The sequence below is a fragment of the Vibrio sp. SCSIO 43137 genome, from assembly GCF_028201475.1.
Taxonomy (GTDB): domain Bacteria; phylum Pseudomonadota; class Gammaproteobacteria; order Enterobacterales; family Vibrionaceae; genus Vibrio.
The window spans coordinates 1,223,604-1,244,518 of record NZ_CP116383.1; the positions used below are offsets into that span (position 1 = coordinate 1,223,604).

The following is a 20,915-nucleotide window of genomic DNA, read 5'->3' on the forward strand; positions in this document are numbered from 1 at the left end:
CGCGGCAGCTTTTTCGTTTGTCCTAAGTCATCACCAGTAAGGATGAAAGCGTTTGAATATTCCGCCCGCTTAATTGCCCCTCAGTATCAGCATTGGGACGCGCTTTGCTTGATCTTGACCGCCAACAGCGGCCATAGTTAAACAGGAAGAGTGCAAATGAGAGTTGTTTGCCTTTAATGTTTGTCCGGAATTTCATGTTATGGCTGGGTCATCAATCGATAATCAGTGTGGTCGAATCAGGAAGGTATTGTGCCTTAACCTGAGCGTGCATCCGGATTTCGATTGTGAAGACGAACTGGCAAAAATCGGCTGGCAGAGTGTCTATGTCAGTTCACTGGAACAAGCCAGAGAGGCTATTGCATCCCACAAAATCTCTGTTGCTATTGTGGCCATCTGTTCTGATTCTCAACAGCGGGTTTTTAACGGTTTGACTGCTCTTATCCGCCAGCATAAAAACCTCATCTGGATTGCATTGTCTTGTGATAACAGCTTTTCTGAATACGGTCAGGTAAAGCGCAACCCCATGCTGTTTTTCGATTATCATCACTATCCTGTCGACTGGGATAAGCTGGCGCATACCCTTGGTCATGCCTACGGTATGGCAAGGTTACGGAACAAAGCCTATGCAAGGACAGAAAAACAGAGCAGCCCCAAAGCGGTGATGTCAGGCCGCTCTGCTGCGATGCAGAAACTGAAAAAGCTGCTGGAGAAGGTGGCGTCTGTGGATGCTACGGTATTGATCAACGGCGAAACTGGCTGCGGTAAAGGCTTATGCGCCCAGTGGATTCATGAAAACTCGGCTCGTGCAGATGGGCCTTTTGTTATTGTGAACAGTGCTGCTTTACCTTCTAACCTGATCCATTCAGAGCTGTTCGGATTTGAGAAGGGCGCGTTTACCGGCGCAGCGAAACGGCATATCGGCTATCTGGAGCGGGCTGATAAGGGAACCCTGTTTTTGGATGAAATCGGCGATCTCAGCCTTGAGTCTCAGGTGAATCTGTTGCGTTTTCTGGAAGATAACACCATAGAGAGGCTAGGCAGCGGTAGCAGAATAACAGTCGACTGCCGTATTGTATTTGCCACTCACGTAGACATTGAGCAGGCAGTAGACAGAGGCCAGTTTCGTGAAGATCTTTATCACAGGATTAATATCCTTCCCGTTCAGGTGCCGGCGTTAAGAGAACGAAGGCAGGATATTGAACTGCTGGCCAATGATTTTCTATCCCTGTATCAGAAACAGGGGCCGGATATAACATTTTCTGATCAGGCTATTGAGGCCATGTTGAGTTACTCCTGGCCCGGTAATGTCCGCGAGCTGAAAAACCGTATCCAGAGGGCTGTGGTGCTGTGCGAGAACAGCATGATTTCTGCGGCAGATCTGGGTATCCGCTATTCGCAAAACCGAAATCCGGAAAAAAGAAGCAGCAATAAAGTTCATCTGGAAACAGAAGCCCTGCTGGCGGCCATTCAGCGCAATAACAACAATATTTCCGCCGCCGCCAGAGAGCTGCAAATCTCCCGTACCACTCTCTATAAACTGGTCAGAAAGTGCAATATTAAGATCTGACTGTTCACGCTTAACAGATCCCTTGTTCAACTGTTCACTCTTGTTACTCTTTGATTGTTATGAGCTTTTTCTGTGTTTGCACGATAAAAACTGTTCACCTTATCTTCTTTAGCAAATCAATTTCTTTAACGTATTGTTTATAAAGAGAAAAATATCTGGCCTGTCTTTTGCTCTATTCCTGCATTGTTGCGGTGGCTACTGCTCAGCAGCAAAGAATAAACGGAATAATGATTACCGGTTTGCTGGCTTCAGTGATGTTGTCTGGTGAAAGGATGAGGAGATTTATTATGCAAATTTGCAGTATTGAACAGGCTTTGAAAGTCTTCTTTCTTAGCTTGCTACTGGCACTGTTCAGCCCGCTGGCGTCAGCGGTGCACGATGACGGCGCGTTTGAACTGGATGGCAATCCGGCAGCCGAAGAAGAGGTGGAAGGTGATGACTGGGATCAGCTTAGTAATGCCGTTGAATTTACCGGGATTATTGCTGACCCGTCACCTGTCTCTATTTTTACCGGCGGACGCAAGGATATTCAGGACATTCCGCAATGGTCTCATAAGCATGGTTCGGTGCCGGATAAGGATGATCTGACGAATGCTTACGCGGCAGCTTATGCGGTGCCAAGTGATGCTGACCCTGAAGTGAATGATTTAGTGATTTACTTTGGTGCAGACCGCTTCGCAAATACCGGTGATGCCTTTATGGGCTTCTGGTTCTTCCAGTCTCAGGTTGTGGCAATGGAAGATGGCTCGTTCTCCGGTCAGCATGTAAAAGACGACACCCTTGTGTTGGTGGATTACCCGCAGGGCGCCAACGAGGATCCTTATATCGCAGTGATTGTCTGGGACACTACCTGCAGCAAGGCGGCCAGTAATGATCCTTCCCCCGGTGATTGCGCCGCTAAAAACTTAAGGATGAAAGCTGAATCAGACGATGGTAGTGACGCCGCTAACTGTGCCTTTGCCGCAGATGACGACCATGTATGCGCTATTACTAATGCCGATGAAGAGCCTGCCCCTTGGATTTATACGCCTAAAGCAGGCGTTTCTGGTACCTTCCCTATTGAGAGCTTCTATGAAGGTGGTATTAACTTAACTCAGTTGGTAGGTAATGCCTGTTTCAGCAGCTTTATGGCTGAAACCCGCTCTTCAAGCTCTTTTACCGCTTCGCTGAAAGACTTTGTATTGAAGGATTTTGAGTTGTGCGATCTTGAGATAGTGAAAACCTGTCCGACCGGTACTCTGACGCCAGACGGGGATATGATCATTTATGACTACTCAATTACCGTAACCAATACTGGATTTGGTGCCCTGCATGATATCGAAGTTATAGATGTCACTGCCGGTGAGCAAACTCCGGTTGGTAACTATATATTTGATGTCGGAACCTTAAATGCTGGTGAGTCGGAAGTCGTTTCTGGTTCATTTAAAACCCTGACTAGTTCTATTCTGAACAAAGCGACGGTAACGGCTGCACTTGTGCCGGGTGGTGAGACTAAAGTGAGTAAAGAGAGTACAGCAACTTGTCCCGGCTTCTCTGTTCCCGGCAAACTGAATGTCACTAAAGAGTGTGATGTTGTCGTTGCTGATGTGGGCGGGGCCTATGGGTTGAAAGTAAACTATAACGGTATGGTTTGTAATGACTCTGCCGTTAAGATCCTTGATGTGACTCTCTTTGAAGAGCATGACGGTATTGTTGTTCCACTTGGTAATATTGGTGACTTAGCGCCGGGAAGCTGTAAAAACTATGCTGATAGCTATGTACCTGCACCTATGGGGGCAGAGGTCGATGGTGAGGTTTCTTCTGCTAACCTGAGAACCTTCTCTGACACCATTCAGGCCTTTGGTACAACGGCGATATTTAATGATGATGTAGAATCAATGGTGGTTGAGGCAAGTTGCGACTTATGTCCTGCACCTGAACTCTGATTAATAATTATCGGCTCATAATAAAAATGCCTGATACGACATGTATCAGGCATTTTTTCTTGGGCTTTTTATTCTTTGCTTGTTTAAAAATTAGCGTTTCTTACCTTTACCGCCTTTGGTGCTGTCACTGTCGCTTCCGTCATCGCTGCCACTATCTGAGCCGCCATCTGAACCTGAGCTCTCTTGTAATGTGATGGTAACCGTTGCGCTGGATGTCGATGTGCCGTCGCTGATGGTATAGCTGAAACTATCAGTTGTTTTAAATCGTTTGCCCGGTGTATAGCGGAAAGTTCCGTCACTCAGCAGGGTGACGCTGCCTTTGTTACCCTGAGTAAAGCCAGTAACTGATACCAGTTCAGGCTGTGGCATTATGTCGTTTACCAGTACGTCGAACTCAACAGCGGTTTTAGAGCTGATAATAATGCTGTCATTTTGTGCCACCGGTGGTGCTGCCTGTACTTCAGTAACCGTATAGCTGTTGCTGGTTTGTGTGGTGGACGACTGTTCAACATGATAAACCGTGAAGTCCAGGTTGTACTCTCCGGCAGTCGCACTGTCTGTTGAGGTGACATCAATAGTCACTTGTGCCGTTGCACCTGACGCCAGCGATACTGAGTCACTGGTAGATACCCAACCAGACGGAGTGTTGGCCTGAAGGTCAAAGGTGGCTGCGGAGCAGTTTGCACTGTTGTTATTGGTGATGTTTACGTTGTAACTCAGGGTTTGTCCTGCTGCTGCTTCCGTTCCGTTTACTGCAGATGAAGAAAGCGTCGGTGCGTGATAGGTACAAGTGTTATTGCTGCCAAAGTTAACCTCAACTTCCGCAACGCCGTTAGCGGCGCTGACAAGGCTGAAGGTTACGCCGGAAAGAGGGTCGGTGTAGCTGCTGCCTACCTTCATCGCCGGGTCTTTCCAGTCATTACGGCCATAAATCTCTTTATACTGTGAGTTAGTGTTCATATGTAGCAGATAGCTGCTGTCTGCATCGCCTTCATTTGCCATACGTACCACGATACCGTCGGTAACGTCTTCGCGGAAAGAGGTGTAAGAACGCTCTGCAAGAAAATCATCGAAGCCGACAGCTTGTCTGTACTCGATATAGAAGAAGCTTGGCAGGCCTGATTCAGGGTCTGTTCCTCTCGGGATTTTAATCGCAACAGGCTGCTGGCTGTCTGTAGATTCGTACTGAACGATAGGGTAGATACCGCTGTTGCTTACCTGATTAACGGCAGTGGCGTGTTCGCCGTTCAGCCAGCCCATCTGCTCTTTCTGAAAGGTGTTGAAATAGCCGATATCATCTTTACCCATTACATCATAGGTGTCGCCATACTCTTTATGAGTGCAGTTACTCGCCAGTGTAACGTCTCCGCAGTCCAGAGCGTGTGAGTGGAAAAGACCAAAGTTGTGGCCAAGCTCGTGGGCAATCAGGCGTGAAGTAAATACGCCGTTGATATAGGAGCGGGAAGGAGTTCCGTCCATTGTCGCCATGCCTTCTTCCAGACAAGCAGTTTGAGTCATCAGATAGACGATGCGCTGGTAGTTTTCCAGAACCACGCCGTCAGCAATGGCGGCGTTATCGGCGGCAACCTGTACGGCACCATAATTGCACTCCTGATTTGACAGCGGCAATGTGTACCAGCCGGCAGTCTGCCCAGCCAGCCATGTCTGGCCGTAGGAACCCTGCTGATAAAACTGGTTTACTTCGCCAAACACAAGGTCATTTGCCTGAGTCGCTGAAATAGGGTTTTCGTTCGGGTTTTCCTGAAAGTTAACCAGAATAACCAGCGTAGATTGCTCTCCTGTGGTTGACGGAGTTGCCAGAACAGCAGCAGAAAGAGCGATAGAGCCGATTAAAAAACAGTTAGCTATCTTAGAAAGGGTAGAAAGGAGCCGGGTGCGGATAGTTGCCATAACAGTTGTCTTACCAATAAAAAAGCGTCCTTGTGAAATATAAATAAACCAAATCCGTTGTGATTTCTAAATGGGTTACATGAATGTTAACAAATGATGCGATTAAATATTAAGCAATAAATGGTCGGTATTTGACCTTTGTTCCAAATTTAATTGATAATTGTCTCAGTAAGAAGAATAAGGCTGTGAAGCTGAAATCGGACTTGAAAAATAGCAAAAACTGAACGCCAAAAATGTCGCTTTGTTACATGGAGCTAAAAGGGGTGTAGGGGAAGAGAAACCGGTAATGTTAGCAGGGAGTTAACGGCTATCGGTTCAGTTAGCCGCTGGGGAAACTCAATTAAATGAGCGATTGAGTAAATTATGAGCTTTTAGTAAAAAAGCCTCCGGATCACTCCGAAGGCTTTACTTGGATTTTGTTCTTTACACTTTAAAACTGTTTAACAGCTTATCTTGAGCATTTACGTTCTCTATCTGAGTCACCATAGCGACGTTTGCGTTAGAGGCTGCGTCGGCCACCTGCTCTGACAGGCTCTTAATATTCAGGGTATTGGTGTTCACCTCTTCCGCCACCAGACTCTGCTCTTCCGCAGCGGAGGCGATATGAGTGTTCATATCACTGATGGTGACAATCAGTTGCTGAATATCATCAAGCGCCGAATTAGCACCGGATGCCTGTTCTACAGCTAATTGCGCAGCCTGCTGGCTCTCACCCATAGCAAGGGAAACAGAATGGGCACCAGACTGAAGCTGGTCAATCATCGCCTTGATCTCTGTGGTCGACTCTTGTGTCTTCTGTGCCAGTGTTCTTACTTCATCGGCTACCACGGCAAACCCTCGACCTGACTCACCGGCACGCGCTGCTTCGATTGCGGCATTCAGTGCCAGCAGGTTAGTCTGGTCGGCGATATCGTTAATCACTTTCAGGATGGATTCGATATTGTCCGATGCCATGGCCAGTGATTTAACTTCTTCAACGGCATGTTCAATTTTTAGCGACAGGCTCTCGATGGTCTGAGAGGTGTTACTAACCAGTTCGCTGCCGTTGTTGGTGGCGTTCTCTGCGTCTTTTACTGAGGTCGCCGCTGACTGGGCATTGCTTGCCACTTCTGAAGAGGCGAGGGACATCTGGTTCATCGCTGTTGCCAGCTGTTCCAGTTCACTTAGCTGGGTGCTCATTGCCATGGCGGAGTTTTTCGCACCTTCCGCTGTCATCTCTGTGCCCTGCTTGATGCTGACACTTAACTCTTTTGACTGCTTAAGCTGACCTTGTAGCTTGGCGACAAAGGTGTTGAAACCGGAAGCGAGAACAGAGAACTCTTGATCGGTATTCGGGTTAAGGCGTTGGGTCAGGTCTCCGTCACCAGTGGCGATATCTTCAATGGCGCTGTTTACATCGTTCAGCGGGCGCATAAAACGCCGGATAAGATAAGTCAGGGCAAGAATACTCAATACCAGCGCGATAACAGAGTAGATAATCGAGCTGTTTCTCAGATCGTCGATGGCAGAGTAGGCCATATCTTCATCAACTACCGCACCTACATACCAGTCTAGTTCCGCAATACGGCTGAAGGTGATCTGAAGATCATCGCCATCCAGTACGATATGCTGAACGCCTTCTTTAATCGCAACGCCGGGAAGAAATTCTGACAGGTTTTTACCGTTATAGTCACTTTGCGGGTGGGCGATAGTGTTTCCGGAACGGGTTACAATAAAGATGTAGCCGGATTCAAAAGCGTTAAACTGGTTTACTGCATCAGAAAGGTTGGTAAGGGATACATCAAAGAACATACTGCCGACAAAACGGCCGTTGCTCTGTACCGGGCTGCCGATAGAAACATTAATTTCACCGGTTGAGTTGTTCAGGTAGGGTTCGGTCAGCACCACCTGCTGCTTCTGTTCAGCCAGCTGATACCAGGGGCGGACTCTCGGGTTAAAGCTCGCGTCGGCTTCCCAACTGTCAACGTTCTCCAGCATTTTTCCGTTAGCTTCGTAGCCCATGCCGGCGGCAAGGAAAGATTTTTTTACCTGAGGCTGTTCAACAATCTTCTGAACATGGTCGTAATCTTCAGCGGATAGTTGAGTAAATTCAGTGATGGTTTTTGCCAGCGCTTTTTGTGCCGACAGTTCTGAGTTGGTGTAGTTCTTTACACTGGTCAGCATTTCGCTGATATCGGCTTTCACCTGATTAGCGATATGAGCTTTCACTGTATAGAGTTGTTCCACCGTTAAAAACACGACGGTCAGAACCAGCATCAGTGAGGATGCTGCAACGATCTTATAATTAAACTTCATGGTTTGAATTCCAAACAAACAAAATAATATGCAATAAGTTGCTATTTGTAATATTGAGTAAGCATTTTAATATGTAAGGCTATGTGTTTTTGATACATATATCACTGAATTATATAAATAAATTTTTATATCAACTCGTTCGGTTAACATTCATACGTATAACTGTGTTTTGTTGCATAGGCGGTTTTTGTTTTCTTTCTAGCCTGTACTAGTCGGCTGAAATGAGCTGATAAGGAAAACCTGAAGCGAAAGAAATGGAAGAGATAATTATTGGGTATCCTTCAGTTCAGAGCGACGGACTATTACTTCTTTCTATCGCGATTTATGCTATAAGCAGTACAAATTATTCAGGTTGATGGAGCGGTGATGAGACAGAATATTGTGCATATTGCAGTTACAATATTTGCCTTAATGGGTGCAGTAAACGCTTCTGCAGCCCAGAAAGCAGATACTATTATCACCAATGCGACTATTTATGGTCACCCTCATGCTGATACCCTTGCCATTAAAGACGGCCTGTTTCTCTATATTGGCAGTGAAAGAGAAGCCGGAGGTATGTTCTCCCCGGAAACGGAAATTATTGACGCTGAAGGCGCCTTTGTTATGCCCGGTTTTATTGATAATCATAACCATGTTTTTGAGGCAGCATCGCAGGCGGCTGGTGTATGTGAACTGAGTGGTAATGCGCTGTTAAAAGGGCAGATCCCCTATCTGAAGAAGTGTCGTGCCGAGGCGGACTCTGACAACTGGCTGCTGGGTTACGGGTTTTCCCTTGATACCGTGCTTAGTGAAGAGAACAGAGAGACACCGTTACAGGTACTTGATGCTATCTTTCCTGATCAGCCGGTTATTCTGATGGAGCAGACATCTCACTCTATGTGGGTTAACTCTCTTGCACTGGATCTGGCTGGTATCAGCAAGTCCACTCCTCGGCCGCAGGGCGGTCGTATTTTAAAAGATAGCCGTAGCGGCGAGCTAAACGGTATTTTACTGGATAACGCCGGTGATTTAGTGATGGAGCAGGCGTGGAACAGTATCAGCAATCAGTTTGAGCTTAGCTATCAGGGGCTGATGGCCGGGCTGGAAGAGGCGGCAGCCAACGGAATTACTACCATAGGTGACGGGCGCATGTACTGGAAGCGGGGTTGGTTTGATATCTGGCAGGCTGCTGAACAACAGGGCGAGTTAACGGCACGGGTGTCTGTTCGTCCTTGGATCTATCCGTCCGATAAACTGCAGACTCAATTAGCGTACCTGAAGTCTATACAGTCTGATGATCCTTCCCGCTTGTTGCTGGTGGATCAGGTTAAGATGTACAGCGACGGCATTATTATCAACGGCACGGCAAAAATCCTTCAGCCATACCGCTTTAGTTATCTGAAAGATGCACCGTACGGGCTGAACTATATCCCCATGGAGCAGATGAAAGTCTGGCTGAGAAGGCTGGATCAGATTGGTTACAGTGCTCATATCCATGCCATCGGTGACGGAGCAGTGCGTGAATCCCTTGATGCTATTGAATATGTGCGTGATCTGGGGGCGGACAAGCCGTATACACTGACCCATATTGAACTGGTCAATAAGCAGGACAGGCAACGTTTTTCACAGCTGAAGGTGAGTGCCGATTTTCAGGTTGGCTCTGACTATATTGTCTACCATGATCACCAGTGGGCAGAAGCCTTTATCGGTGCTCAAAGGGCAAGAAACCTGATGAACCTCAGGGCGCTGTTTAATACCGGCGCCAATGTTACCTTAAGCAGCGACTGGGATGTGAATAGTATTAATCCCCTTGTCGGTATTGCCAATAGCCTGAAGATGGGTAAAACCGGTCTGCCGGATATCGATTCTGCTATCCGGGCTTACACCATTAATGCCGCCAGAAGTCTGGGTTTAGACGCTGTCACAGGGTCAATAGAAGTCGGGAAATCTGCTGATTTGGTCATGTTGGATAGCAATATTACCCGATTGGCTCCTGATGTAATTGCTGATGCTCAGGTATTGATGACTCTGCTTCAGGGTAGGGTTGTGTTTGAAGCAGAGTATTAGCTAATAAGTAAGTTGAGAAGAAACAGCGCGAAGCATTACACTTCGCCTGTTGAATCTCTTACTACAATTTCTGACTCTACCTTGGTAACACGGATATTTTTCTTTCTGTCCGTTAGCTGAGTAAACAGCTCTTCTAGCGCAAAGCGCATCATATCTGCATACGGAATCGTCATAGAGGTCAGGGCAGGAGAGAGTGTCTGGCAGATAGGCAGATTATCGTAGCCGATTAGCGCAATCTGACTGCCTATCTCCACCTTAGCTTCCGTCAGAGCCAGATAAGCACCAACGGCCGACATATCGTTGCCGCAGACAATGGCATCGGGGATCTCATCTAAGTCCAGCAGTACCTTGGTTGAGTCGTAACCGTGGTTAAGGGCCCATCCGCCATGAACAATCAATCGGTGATCTACTGCGATATCATGGGAAATCAGGGCGCGGCGGTAACCGCTAACCCGCTCTTGTGCGGCGACATCATTCATATCACCGGTAATATGGGCAATGCGCTTGCGTCCGGTGTTTATCAGGTGGCTGGTGGCATCGTAGGCACCGGCACTGTCCCCCGGCAATACTGTCGAGTAGAGGGTTTTTCCTTCCGTATAACAGTTAAGCAGAACAACTGGCACCTGAATGTTCGACAGCATCTCACAGTCAATATCCCTTGTTCTGTGGGTAGCAAAGATAACCCCGGTGGTATCACTGGCATTGATATTACCAATGATACGATCCAGCCGGTTCGGGTTGTCGCCTACTTCATACACTTCACTGATATAGCCGTGTTTGTCCGTTACCTCACGCAGTGCGGCAAACACCTCAAGAAAGGGGTCAGAAATACAGATCTCATCGATAATCAGCGCAATACCCGGCGTGCGTACATGGGATAAAGCGGACTTTGCGGCACTGTTTTTTCTTCTCGGTTTTTTTACATAGCCCAGCTCTTCTACTGCGTTAAGCACCTTCTTTCTGGTGGCCAGGGAGATGCTGTTAGGTTTGCCTTCCGACAGAACCAGAGAGACGGTGGTTACCGAAACACCTGCCTTTTCGGCTACATCATAGCTAGTTGGTTTCTTCATCCGCTTTATCCGTTAATTTGTTTACTTAATATCTTACTTTGTTTAATTGATAAAGTTTAGTAAAGAATGTGCTGTGTTTATTTGAGCGAATCACAATTACTGATATTACTCTTGGTTATACGCTCAAAAGGGCTTGTAAGGCGATTTTGATCACAAAAATAGCGCCGTTTGTAAGCTAAATTCTTCGCAACTTGATTATGTAAGGTGATGTTGTGAAAGGTTTATTTAGTAAACAAAGTGAATCTATACCCATCGGGCAGATAAAACCGCAGGGCTGGCTGAAGGAGCAGCTTGAGATTCAGATGAGCGGGTTGAGCGGTAATTTAGACCTGTTCTGGAAAGATGTTTCTGAGAGCGCATGGATAGGGGGAGAGTCAGAAGGATGGGAGCGTTTCCCTTACTGGCTGGACGGTGCGATTCCTCTTGCATGGCAACTGGACGATGCTGAACTAAAGCAGCGTATTAACGGCTATATGGATTATATCTTCAGCCATCAACTGGAAAATGGCTGGCTGGGGCCACTGCCTGAACAAGACGAGCAGGCTCACGATATCTGGTCTCAGTTTCTGGCAGTAAAAATGCTGGTGGTTTATTACGATGCCACTGGTGATAAAAGAGTAGAGCCTGCGGTACGTCATGCACTGAGAAATATCGAATCCCATATCGAACTTAAGCCGGTTACTCACTGGGCTCATTCACGCTGGTATGAAGTGTTAATTGGTATCTGGTGGCTGTATGACTTATGTGGTGAGCAGTGGCTGCTGCAACTGGCCGCAAAGCTAAAGGCACAAGGCTTTGACTGGAACGGCTTTATTCAGCCGGGCTGGCCGTACGGCAGACCTTCCCGTCAGGGCGAATGGAACTATATGAACCATGTGGTCAACAATACCCAGTGCCTGAAAAGTGGTTCGCTCTGGTACAGGTTCAGTGGTAATGAGCTGGACAGAGATGCATGGAAACAGATGCAGTCGGTTCTGGACAGTGCACACGGTTTGCCGAGCGGTACTATTTCGGGTGATGAGTGTCTGGCAGGAAAAAGCCCGCTGGCAGGCACCGAGCTCTGTTCCATCGTGGAGCATATGTACTCGCTGGAAGTGATCTCCGATTACAGTGATGACACCGAAATTGGTGACCGCCTTGAGAAGCTGGCTTATAACGCTCTGCCGGCCACACTTACCAGCGATATGTGGGCACATCAGTATGTACAGCAGATCAATCAGGTTGAGTGCAGCGTTAAACCTGATCATCTCTATACCACCAACAGCGATGAATCCAATATTTACGGGCTGGAGCCACACTTTGGCTGCTGTACTTCTAACCTGCATCAAGGTTTCCCTAAGTTTGTTGCCTCTCTGTGGAAACGACAGGGTAACAGCCTGCTGGCGCTGGCGTACGGGCCTAACCGCCTGAGCACTCAAATTGACGGTAAGCCGGTGGTTATTGAGACGGTAACCGACTACCCGTTTAGCGAGCAGATCCGCTTTGTGATTCAGGCACAGCAGCCGGTTCAGCTTGACCTTAAGCTACGTATACCGGGCTGGTGTCCGCAAGGTGAGCTGAAGTGGCAGGGTGGTAGCCTGAAAGGGCGCGACTATCTGAACTTTTCGCAAATCGTTGAAGACAAACTGGAGCTGGTTCTGACACTGCCTATGCATGCTGATATCCGTACAACACAAGGGTATGGCCTGTATGTGGAACGTGGACCACTGCTTTACTCCTACAATATTCCGTCCCGTTTCAATCAGATAAACAGAGAAAAAGAAGGACGCGAGTTCCCGCACTGTGACTACGAAGTGATAGCTACTCAGCCGTGGAACTATGCTCTGCTGGAAAAAACCGAGCTGAAGCATATCAGCCAGCCTTTGAATGACGGTGCAGCATTCAGTGCCGGTAACCGTTCAAACCGTATACAGGTCAAAGCGGTGAAGGCTGAAAACTGGCAAAGCCAGAACGGCAATGCCAACCCGTTACCTATTCAGGTACTGACAACACAACAGCCACAAAGCATAGAACTGGTGCCATACGGATGTACCGACCTGCGTATCGCAGAGTTTCCCGCCTATAAAGCGGACAAGCAGCACTAATCGAGGAGAGGATGAGATGGCAGCATTAACACTAAGAAATATTAATAAAACATACCCTTCAGATTTTACTGCGATTCCGCAACTGGATCTGGATATTCAGGATGGCGAGTTTGTGGTGTTTGTCGGCCCCTCTGGCTGTGGCAAATCTACCCTGCTGCGGATGATTGCCGGTCTGGAGGAGATCAGCGGCGGCGATCTGATGTTTGACGGCGAGAAGGTAAATGATCTGGCGCCCGGCAAGCGGGGTATCTCCATGGTTTTCCAGAACTATGCCCTTTATCCGCATATGACGGTATACGACAACATGGCGTTTGGTCTGCGTAACCTCAAGGTTGATGAGGCAGAGATAGAAAAGCGTATCCGCTATGCCACCAAACAACTGAAGATGGAACATTTGCTGGAGCGTCGCCCGAGAGAGATGTCCGGTGGTCAGCAGCAGCGTGTCGCTATCGGCCGTTCAATAGTACGTAAACCACGGGTATTTCTGTTTGACGAACCTCTATCGAATCTTGATGCCGCATTGAGGCAGGAGATGCGTACCGAGATTGCCCTGCTGCACTCCAAGCTGGATGCCACCATGATCTATGTGACTCATGATCAGGTCGAAGCCATGACCATGGCCGATCGCATTGTGGTGCTGAAAGACGGCCTGATTGAACAGGTTGGAACACCGATGGAGATCTATGAAAAGCCGGCCACCAAGTTTGTGGCGGAGTTTATCGGTGCGCCTAAGATGAACATCTTCTCTTGTCATCTGATAGAGGAACACAATGAGCAGAAGCTGCTGTTTGATGCCGGTACCAAAGTAAGCCTTGGCAACCGTCGTATTGCCGGCCATCAGGTGTACGTAGGAATCAGGCCTAAACAGATTAGCTTTGCAGAAGACGGAAATCTCGGCCGTGCCAGAGTTGAGGTAATAGAGCGTCTGGGTGATGAAACCAACTATCTGGTACGCACCAATGCCGGCGAAACAGTACTGGTGAAATCCTCTGTTTATAACGGCGAAGCGGTCGGAGATCAAGTCACCCTCAATTTTGATATTAAGGACACACACCTGTTCGACATGGACGGTAAGCGACTGGAAGAGGTGGCTTATGAACAGTAAAACCAGTTCAGAATTACCGGGACACACACCTCTGAAAGGTGAAGAATTTAAAAGGACACACACCTCAGATTTAAAAGGACATATATGGTCACTCCAATCAAGTAAAGATTGAAGGTTTGTTAGTTACAAAGCCATAGTCGTTTGTCCGTTACATAAGATTCACCTGATTAATGGTATTGGCATCAGTTAAGAATACGGTCTTTTGACATATATCCGGCGTCTCTGTTTCGCTTTAGTGCGAAGCGCCCTAATGAGATTCAAGAGCCCTGTTTGCCTGTTACACACACTATGCTTTCACTATCAAGCAGTTGTCCTCGACGAGGTTCTAAACAGGGCGAATGCCGTTTTTTCATTAACTGTGTTGCTACCGTTTCCTGTTTGTTGTCTGGTTTTCAGTATTTTGTGTTGCTAACTAAGCACATGCTTTAGAAGCTTGGAACTCTGTTTTCGTTGCTAATACCACCCAGATAATACGAGCAAGCTTATTAGCTAAAGCTACGGTACATTTACATGGGTGCATACGCTCTTTTAAGCCATTCATCCACTGGCTGAGGCGGTCGTCTTTGCCCGAGCTTCTGCTTAGTATTGCTCGCGCTCCATGAATGAGAAGCTTTCTGAGTGTCCGGTTTCCCCGTTTGCTGATTTTACCCAGCCGGTTGATATCTCCACTGGCGTATTGTCGAGGCGTTAATCCAACCCAGGCGGCGAACTGGCGGCCATTTTTAAAGCAACCAATGTCATTGATATAAGCCAGAAGTGCTGAGGCCACTATCGGCCCAACTCCGGGAACATTAAGCAGCCTTTGATAGTCATTTCGCTGGGCAAGAAGATGCTGTAATTCTATTTCGATGTCTTTAATCTGCTTAGAGCATAAGCGAATATTAAGCGCAATTCTGGTGATAAAACCACGCGAGACAGGCGTCAGTTCATTGCTGTTATCTTCTAAAATTAAAGGTAACTGACGTTTTATATGCGCAATGCCCTTGGGAAGTACTTCACCATACTCGGCAAGTAATCCCCTGAGCTGGTTCATCCAAGCACCACGCTGCTTAATGAGTAACTCCCTGATTTTATGAAGAGACTGAACATCTTGTTGCTCAATCGATTTGATGGGAACAAAACGCAGTGTTGGCCGGAATGAGGCTTCAGCGATTGCCAGTGCATCGTTGTTGTCGTTTTTATTGCCAATAACGAACGGCTTCACCGCAAAAGCAGGAATACACTTAACGGTATGGCCGAGCTTCTGAATACGACGCCCCCAAGGGTTGGAAGAGTAGCAGGCTTCCATAACGACCAGAGTCGGTTCGAACTGTCGTAGCTCATGCAGCAAGTTAGAGCGTTTTACTTTCTTGTTGAACAAGACTGTTCTTTCGTTACTGAGTGCGCAAATTTGAAAGACATTCTTTGCTAAATCGATACTAATAACACTACATTTCATAATGGTCACTCCGTTAGATTGTCGCTGTAACACTTCAATCTTGGCACATTGCGATGCCGGTTGCGGAGTGACCATCTCAACACACACCTAAGGATTTAAAAGGACAGGCACCGTTAGATAGTGAAAAGTTCTCGCTTTTTAAGCTGGCTGACAGCAACAACAAGACCTTTATGGCCTATCTGTTTCTGGCTCCGTTCCTTAGTTTGTATGTGGTGCTGATTGTCTATCCGCTGTTTAAAGGCTTTTATATTAGCCTGCATGACTGGGATCTGGTGGGCTTTACCAAGGAATACATAGGGCTGGATAACTACCGCGAAATGTTTGCTGATGACATGTTCCGCACCGTTATCTACAACACTTTTAAGTTTGTGTTGTTCGGCGTCACTCTGATGACCAGTTTGTCGCTGGCACTGGCGTTGGCACTGAACCGGCAGGGACGTTACTTCTCTTTTGTTCGCACCATCTTTTGCTGCTCAGGTGTGTTGTCGGTAACGGTTATTGCCATTATCTGGCAGAAGGTGCTGACACCAAACAGCGGCCTTATCGCCAACATACTGCAGAGTTTTGGTCTGGAAGCGATTCCTTTCACAGGAAGCATCGACTGGGCTGCAGCCTCCATTATCGTGGCAACCCTTTGGTGGGGTGTGGGTTTCCCGGTAATGCTCTTTCTGGCCGGATTACAGCAGATACCCCATGAGCTGTATGAGGCGGCGCTTATAGATAATGCTGGTCCATGGAAGAGGTTCACCAGTATTACTTTGCCGTCACTGTCACGCACCCTGATTTTTGTGGTGCTTACCCAGACGGTCGGCCATTTTCAATTCTTCGGACAGGTACAACTACTGACGGCCGGCGGGCCGGCTAACTCAACACGAACCATTGTTCAGTACATCTATGAAACCGGCTGGCGTGACTGGTCATTGGGTTACGGCTCATCTATGTCAATGATTCTGTTCATTATTATGGCCGCCGTTAGTTTTTTACAGTTTAAGACTCAGAAGTAGGGAGAGGCACAATGGCATTTGCAAAAACGATAGCAGATATCGATCCGGCAACCAGAAAACTGAACTGGGTAACCGCCGTGGCAGTAGGGGTTCTGGCCTATGTGTGGATCTACCCATTGCTGTGGATCCTTAGCCTGTCCTTCCGCTCAAACTCGTCTCTGAGACTGAGTACTAACGGGCTGTTTCCGTCGGAGTTTTCTTTCTCTCACTATGTGGAGATATTTACTAACTCAGAAACACTTACCTGGTTTATTAACAGCATGACCGTCGCTCTTGTGGTTACCCTTGTGCACCTGGTGATTGCCTCGCTGGCCGGTTACGCCTTTGCCCGGCTGGAGTTTAAGGGTAAGCGTTTTGTGTTCCCTTTTGTTATCGCTGGGTTGATGGTTCCGGAGCAGGCGATTTTTATTCCCCTGCACACCATGTTCGCTGAGTGGGGTATACACAACAGCTACCTTGGCCTGATATTGCCACGACTACCGCTGGCCTTTGGTGTGTTCCTGATGACTCAGTTTTTTAAAGGGATACCCAAAGATATTGATGAAGCGGCGGCGATAGATAACGCCACTCAGTTCCAGATTTTCTACAAGCTGATACTGCCGCTGTCGAAGCCGGCACTGACTACTCTGGGCATCTTTACCTTCCTAGGTGCATGGAACGATTACCTGTGGCCGTTGGTATCGGCAACCGATTCAAGCATGTACACGGTGACTATCGGTCTGGCTTCAATGTTGGGGCCATATGGCGGCACAGAGCAGCTCGGCACCCTTGGTGCAGCAGCAGTAACCGCCTGCCTGCCGATGCTGATTATGTTCATTATTTTTCAACGCTACCTCGTTCAGGGCATCTCTATGAACGTAGGAAAGTAATAAAGCAAGTAAACAGACAATAACGAAATAACTTAAAAAGGAATATTTATGAAACAACAACTTCTGTCAATTTCCGTTATCGCGGCAATGGGGCTGGCATTCAGTGCCAACGCTTCGGCCAGCACTATCGAAGTGAGCCACTTCTTCAGCGGATGTTCTGCAAAATGGGCGGCTAATGCTGACCTTGAAGCGGCGCGTGGTCAGGGTGAATGTGCCATCGTAAACGCTCTGATTAACAGCTACAACAAAACCAATAAAGATGGTGTTGAAGTTAAGTACAAGGCGTTGCCGGAAAACACTTATTACGATTCGTATCGTGCCTCTTTTGCCACGGGTGATCAGCCGGATATTTCCATTATGCACAGCTCAGTTATGCCGGGTTATGTGAAACGTAAGCTGATTACTTCTGTAGAGCCGGTGATTCAGGGAGCCGCTATCGATAAGAAAGACTTCTTTAACACGGTAAAAGAGTCTGTAAGTTACAACGGTGATATGTATGCTATTCCGTTTGATTCTCACTCTCTGCTTTGGCACGTGAATGTTGATCTGTTTGAGAAAGCTGGCCTGATCAATGATTTAGGCGAGCCAATTATGCCCCACAGCCGTAAAGAGCTGCTTGAGCAGGCAAAATTGATTAAAGAGAAAACCGGTAAAGACTACATCACTATGTCGATGAACGACGTAAACATGTCTAACCCTGTTTGGTTCTGGCAGTCTCTGGTTGGTCAGCAGGGCGGGCACTACACTAACAACAGTAACGACAAAGCAACCTTTAGCACGCCGGAAGGTCAGGAAGCACTGTCACTGATTAAAGAGCTGGTGGATAAGGGATATGTGAAGCCGTATACCGAGTATAACGCCTCAGAACAGGCCTTCCTGAATGGTGAAGCAGCGGTGTTTGCCAACGGTACCTGGGTGGTGGATTACTACAACAGCCAGACCAAGAAAGACGGCGCACTACTTAAGCAATACAGTGCTCAGGCATTCCCTAAAATCTACAATAAAGATGGTGTGTGGCAGGACAACCACAACTGGGTAGTGAGTAGCAAAAAAGGCAGAACCAATGAACAGAGCAAAGCTATTGGTTCTTTCCTTGAGTATCTGAGTGATAACAGCAACTACTGGGCAACTACGGGGCATATGCCGGTTCGTGAGTCTATTGCTATGAGTGACTTTGTTCTTAAGCTGCCTCAGCGTACTCAGTATCTGAAAAACATCACTTCAGGTATTCCGGTACCACCAATCCAGAACGGTCGTGCATTCCTTGAAGTAGCGCGTGACGAGTTTAAATCAGCATGGCTGACAGATAAGCCGGTGAAAGAGACCCTTGAGTCTGCTGAAAAACGTGCAAACCGGGTGATGAACCGTTAATTGACAGTTGAACCGCTAACAGTTTTTCCCGTCGCTTTCGAGCCTTAAGGTGGCGGGAGAATAAACGGGAGAGAAGAACAAGCAATTCAGCTTAAAAAGGGGGGAACAGAGATGAGTACCGGACTGGTGGGGGCTGGTCCGGTACTTGTCTTGTTCTATATAGATATTATTAAAAGTGTGATAAATAGCCGCTCACAGAACCCATTCACCGACTCTTTTCAGACATCAACACTCCTAACAGAACAGAATTACAGGTATAAATAGGGACAAAATGGCTGAAAGGCCAATCCACCGGAAAGCAGGGCTGATACATTCCATAGTAATCTCCTAGGCTTTCCATTTGATAATAATTATTATTTGTATTTTATCGGTGAAAAACGTAATCTTCACTTGATTATTGTCAAGCTCAGGGAGGGAAGGTGACCGCAAGTTTTATATCATTGCTGGATGAACAGCAGAAGCAGGCGCTATTTGCAGACAGAAAACAGCTTAGTTGTCCGGCAGGTCATCAGCTATTTCAGAAGGGAGACTGTGCCGACAATATGTATCTTCTGGAGAAGGGCAAGGTCAGCCTGTACCGCTTAATGCCAAATGGTGATGAGAAGTTATTCAGAGTGTTTCTGGCAGGAGATCTTATCGCTGAACTGGCGCTGTTTATGCAGCCGAGAGAATACCCTATGAGTGCCCGTGTTGAGCAAGATTCAGAGTTGAGTGCTTTTAGCTGCCAACAGGTGCAGTCTGTTGTTACTCATTCTCCTGAGTTGTCTCTGAAAGTGATGAGTTTTATGAGTAACCGCATCTGTCATCTGATGAATACGGTTAATATTCTGACTCAGGTAAATGCCAACCAGAGGCTGGTAATGAAGCTGGCTGAAATTTATCGCTCGCAAATGGTTAAAGGCGATAAGCTCTCTATTCCAGTGACAAAGAAACTACTGGCAACACAACTTGGTATGACGCCTGAGACTCTTTCCCGCGCAATGAAAAAACTTAAATCCGATGGTCATATTATTGAATCGGGAAGTCATATTACTCTGGTCGATATTCCGTCTCTTTGCCGCTCGGTTGATTTAACCCCCGAGATATTTTCCTGAAATACCGACCCGGGGCAATAAGTTGTGTGACTTTTAGTGAAGTGACTTATTGTTGCTTTCAAGCATTTTCATTTGCTCTCTTAGCTCGGTCATACAGCTACGGCAGGGCGGATGGACTTTTGCGAACTCCATCAGCTTAGGCAGGGTAATGTTAATGGCACGGATGGCGATAAGTTCAACTTCTTCATCATCGGTATGATTGGCCATATAAAGCATTGAATGATGAGGAATAAGCAGACACTTCTGCGCTGCTATCCACTCGCCGCGGTTTTGATAGATAACAGACAATTGGTGGTAACTGCTGATCCATAGGCGGATTGATTCAATGCATTTTGGATCCAGAGTAAGCTTCTGCTCCAGAGAGTAAATGGAGTCGCGATAGTGACGCTCACTCTCTAAAGCTTCTGTCGTTATAGAGGAAGTATCGCTTATTTCATACATCTGACTTAATGAGTTCATAGTTTGCCCCTGACACTGTTGAAATGATAATCATTATTGTTTGCAATTGAGGCTAAGTAAATAACCTAAGTCAAATTTTGTCAATTTTTAGAAGAATATATAATCCAGATCAATAGTGTGGTTATTATGTGATGTGGCGCGGTATTAGTAGCAGTTTTTATATTGTTTACCAGACGTATTGGTGCTAATTTGGACAGCGCAATGACGAATATATAACTCGTTGAATATCCAAGACTATCTACATCAATGTTTAGCCTCTGAGACAACAACTCACTCACTCAACTTACAGTTAAATTCAGACTGATAATAAGAAAAGAGAAGCCAGAGTTAAACGTAGCTAGCTTGTTGATTTCAAACAAATGAGGCGAGCAATGAACCGTTCCACAGAAAACTTAACCAAAATTGATATCTCCGAAGCTATCCGTAAAGTGGAGGGCATTCACAACCATAGCCTTGAGAGCATCAACCACTATATTGATATGAATGAAGATGTGGTTATAGCGGGCTTCAGCCGCATGACGCAAATGCAGTCTATCGATCAGAAATTTGCCCAGATGGAAGAGATGTTTTCATCTCATCCTGACTTTACCAGCTATGCTCCATATCTGGTTGAAGTTGCGGCTCTGGTAAGCTGATAGCTGAACAACCTTTTGTACCTGATTGTGGCGGGACAGATC

Annotated in this window: 15 protein-coding genes; 10 read left to right on the plus strand and 5 right to left on the minus strand. The window is 47.0% G+C overall.

From position 1 onward, the window contains the following. Nucleotides 1-199: 199 nt before the first annotated feature. Both PK654_RS05800 and PK654_RS05805 read left to right on the plus strand, forming a co-directional pair. Nucleotides 200-1,567: a sigma-54-dependent transcriptional regulator gene (locus PK654_RS05800; RefSeq protein ID WP_271698259.1), complete on the plus strand. Its 1,368-nt coding sequence runs from the start codon at nt 200-202 to the stop codon at nt 1,565-1,567. Nucleotides 1,568-1,854: 287 nt separating this feature from the next. Beyond that, nucleotides 1,855-3,492, plus strand: a complete 1,638-nt coding sequence (locus tag PK654_RS05805; RefSeq protein ID WP_271698260.1) for a hypothetical protein — start codon at nt 1,855-1,857, stop codon at nt 3,490-3,492. 90 nt (nt 3,493-3,582) lie between these two features. Here PK654_RS05805 and PK654_RS05810 read toward each other — a convergent pair whose 3' ends face one another. Together PK654_RS05810 and PK654_RS05815 are read right to left on the minus strand one after the other, a co-directional pair. Then, complete coding sequence (locus PK654_RS05810) at nt 3,583-5,403, minus strand: Ig-like domain-containing protein (RefSeq protein ID WP_271698261.1); 1,821 nt, start codon at nt 5,401-5,403, stop codon at nt 3,583-3,585. Between the two features lie 423 nt (nt 5,404-5,826). Next, nucleotides 5,827-7,698 (minus strand): methyl-accepting chemotaxis protein, encoded by a 1,872-nt coding sequence (locus tag PK654_RS05815; RefSeq protein ID WP_271698262.1) that lies wholly within the window; start codon nt 7,696-7,698, stop codon nt 5,827-5,829. A gap of 366 nt (nt 7,699-8,064) precedes the next feature. On the opposite strand from PK654_RS05815, the gene PK654_RS05820 reads away from it, so the two are divergent. Continuing rightward, on the plus strand, nt 8,065-9,744 hold the full coding sequence (locus PK654_RS05820) for an amidohydrolase (protein ID WP_443088728.1): 1,680 nt from the start codon (nt 8,065-8,067) through the stop codon (nt 9,742-9,744). A gap of 35 nt (nt 9,745-9,779) precedes the next feature. On the opposite strand, the gene PK654_RS05825 is transcribed toward PK654_RS05820, so the two are convergent. Next, complete coding sequence (locus tag PK654_RS05825) at nt 9,780-10,814, minus strand: LacI family DNA-binding transcriptional regulator (protein WP_271698263.1); 1,035 nt, start codon at nt 10,812-10,814, stop codon at nt 9,780-9,782. A 212-nt stretch (nt 10,815-11,026) separates the two neighbouring features. On the opposite strand from PK654_RS05825, the gene PK654_RS05830 reads away from it, so the two are divergent. Both PK654_RS05830 and PK654_RS05835 read left to right on the plus strand, forming a co-directional pair. Next, nucleotides 11,027-12,898, plus strand: a complete 1,872-nt coding sequence (locus PK654_RS05830) for a beta-L-arabinofuranosidase domain-containing protein (protein ID WP_271698264.1) — start codon at nt 11,027-11,029, stop codon at nt 12,896-12,898. A gap of 16 nt (nt 12,899-12,914) precedes the next feature. Further along, nucleotides 12,915-14,003 (plus strand): ABC transporter ATP-binding protein, encoded by a 1,089-nt coding sequence (locus PK654_RS05835; RefSeq protein WP_271698265.1) that lies wholly within the window; start codon nt 12,915-12,917, stop codon nt 14,001-14,003. A gap of 412 nt (nt 14,004-14,415) precedes the next feature. Here PK654_RS05835 and PK654_RS05840 read toward each other — a convergent pair whose 3' ends face one another. Next, the gene (locus PK654_RS05840; protein WP_271698813.1) at nt 14,416-15,441 is read right to left on the minus strand and encodes an IS110 family transposase; all 1,026 of its coding nucleotides are present in this window, start codon (nt 15,439-15,441) and stop codon (nt 14,416-14,418) included. A 170-nt stretch (nt 15,442-15,611) separates the two neighbouring features. On the opposite strand from PK654_RS05840, the gene PK654_RS05845 reads away from it, so the two are divergent. From PK654_RS05845 to PK654_RS05860, 4 genes are all read left to right on the plus strand, one after another. Further along, nucleotides 15,612-16,445, plus strand: a complete 834-nt coding sequence (locus PK654_RS05845; RefSeq protein ID WP_271698266.1) for a carbohydrate ABC transporter permease — start codon at nt 15,612-15,614, stop codon at nt 16,443-16,445. Between the two features lie 11 nt (nt 16,446-16,456). After that, on the plus strand, nt 16,457-17,314 hold the full coding sequence (locus PK654_RS05850; protein ID WP_271698267.1) for a carbohydrate ABC transporter permease: 858 nt from the start codon (nt 16,457-16,459) through the stop codon (nt 17,312-17,314). Nucleotides 17,315-17,362: 48 nt separating this feature from the next. Then, the gene (locus PK654_RS05855; RefSeq protein WP_271698268.1) at nt 17,363-18,685 is read left to right on the plus strand and encodes an extracellular solute-binding protein; all 1,323 of its coding nucleotides are present in this window, start codon (nt 17,363-17,365) and stop codon (nt 18,683-18,685) included. Nucleotides 18,686-19,104: 419 nt separating this feature from the next. Then, a complete protein-coding gene (locus PK654_RS05860; protein WP_271698269.1) occupies nt 19,105-19,779 on the plus strand; it encodes a Crp/Fnr family transcriptional regulator in 675 nt (224 codons plus the stop codon). 33 nt (nt 19,780-19,812) lie between these two features. On the opposite strand, the gene PK654_RS05865 is transcribed toward PK654_RS05860, so the two are convergent. Then, entirely contained in the window at nt 19,813-20,238 is a 426-nt protein-coding gene (locus tag PK654_RS05865; protein ID WP_271698270.1) for a hypothetical protein, read from the minus strand. Between the two features lie 371 nt (nt 20,239-20,609). Between PK654_RS05865 and PK654_RS05870 the strand changes: the two genes are divergently transcribed. Next, the gene (locus PK654_RS05870; RefSeq protein ID WP_271698271.1) at nt 20,610-20,873 is read left to right on the plus strand and encodes a hypothetical protein; all 264 of its coding nucleotides are present in this window, start codon (nt 20,610-20,612) and stop codon (nt 20,871-20,873) included. Nucleotides 20,874-20,915: the final 42 nt, after the last annotated feature.

What these genes read in the sequence shown, in the direction of transcription:
- PK654_RS05870 (WP_271698271.1), top strand. Translation starts at nt 20,610, where the DNA reads ATGAACCGTTCCACAGAAAACTTAACCAAAATTGATATCTCCGAAGCT.
- PK654_RS05815 (WP_271698262.1), bottom strand. Translation starts at nt 7,698, where the DNA reads ATGAAGTTTAATTATAAGATCGTTGCAGCATCCTCACTGATGCTGGTT.
- PK654_RS05800 (WP_271698259.1), top strand. Translation starts at nt 200, where the DNA reads ATGGCTGGGTCATCAATCGATAATCAGTGTGGTCGAATCAGGAAGGTA.
- PK654_RS05865 (WP_271698270.1), bottom strand. Translation starts at nt 20,238, where the DNA reads ATGAACTCATTAAGTCAGATGTATGAAATAAGCGATACTTCCTCTATA.
- PK654_RS05820 (WP_443088728.1), top strand. Translation starts at nt 8,065, where the DNA reads ATGAGACAGAATATTGTGCATATTGCAGTTACAATATTTGCCTTAATG.
- PK654_RS05855 (WP_271698268.1), top strand. Translation starts at nt 17,363, where the DNA reads ATGAAACAACAACTTCTGTCAATTTCCGTTATCGCGGCAATGGGGCTG.
- PK654_RS05850 (WP_271698267.1), top strand. Translation starts at nt 16,457, where the DNA reads ATGGCATTTGCAAAAACGATAGCAGATATCGATCCGGCAACCAGAAAA.
- PK654_RS05810 (WP_271698261.1), bottom strand. Translation starts at nt 5,403, where the DNA reads ATGGCAACTATCCGCACCCGGCTCCTTTCTACCCTTTCTAAGATAGCT.
- PK654_RS05835 (WP_271698265.1), top strand. Translation starts at nt 12,915, where the DNA reads ATGGCAGCATTAACACTAAGAAATATTAATAAAACATACCCTTCAGAT.
- PK654_RS05805 (WP_271698260.1), top strand. Translation starts at nt 1,855, where the DNA reads ATGCAAATTTGCAGTATTGAACAGGCTTTGAAAGTCTTCTTTCTTAGC.
- PK654_RS05845 (WP_271698266.1), top strand. Translation starts at nt 15,612, where the DNA reads ATGGCCTATCTGTTTCTGGCTCCGTTCCTTAGTTTGTATGTGGTGCTG.
- PK654_RS05840 (WP_271698813.1), bottom strand. Translation starts at nt 15,441, where the DNA reads ATGAAATGTAGTGTTATTAGTATCGATTTAGCAAAGAATGTCTTTCAA.
- PK654_RS05825 (WP_271698263.1), bottom strand. Translation starts at nt 10,814, where the DNA reads ATGAAGAAACCAACTAGCTATGATGTAGCCGAAAAGGCAGGTGTTTCG.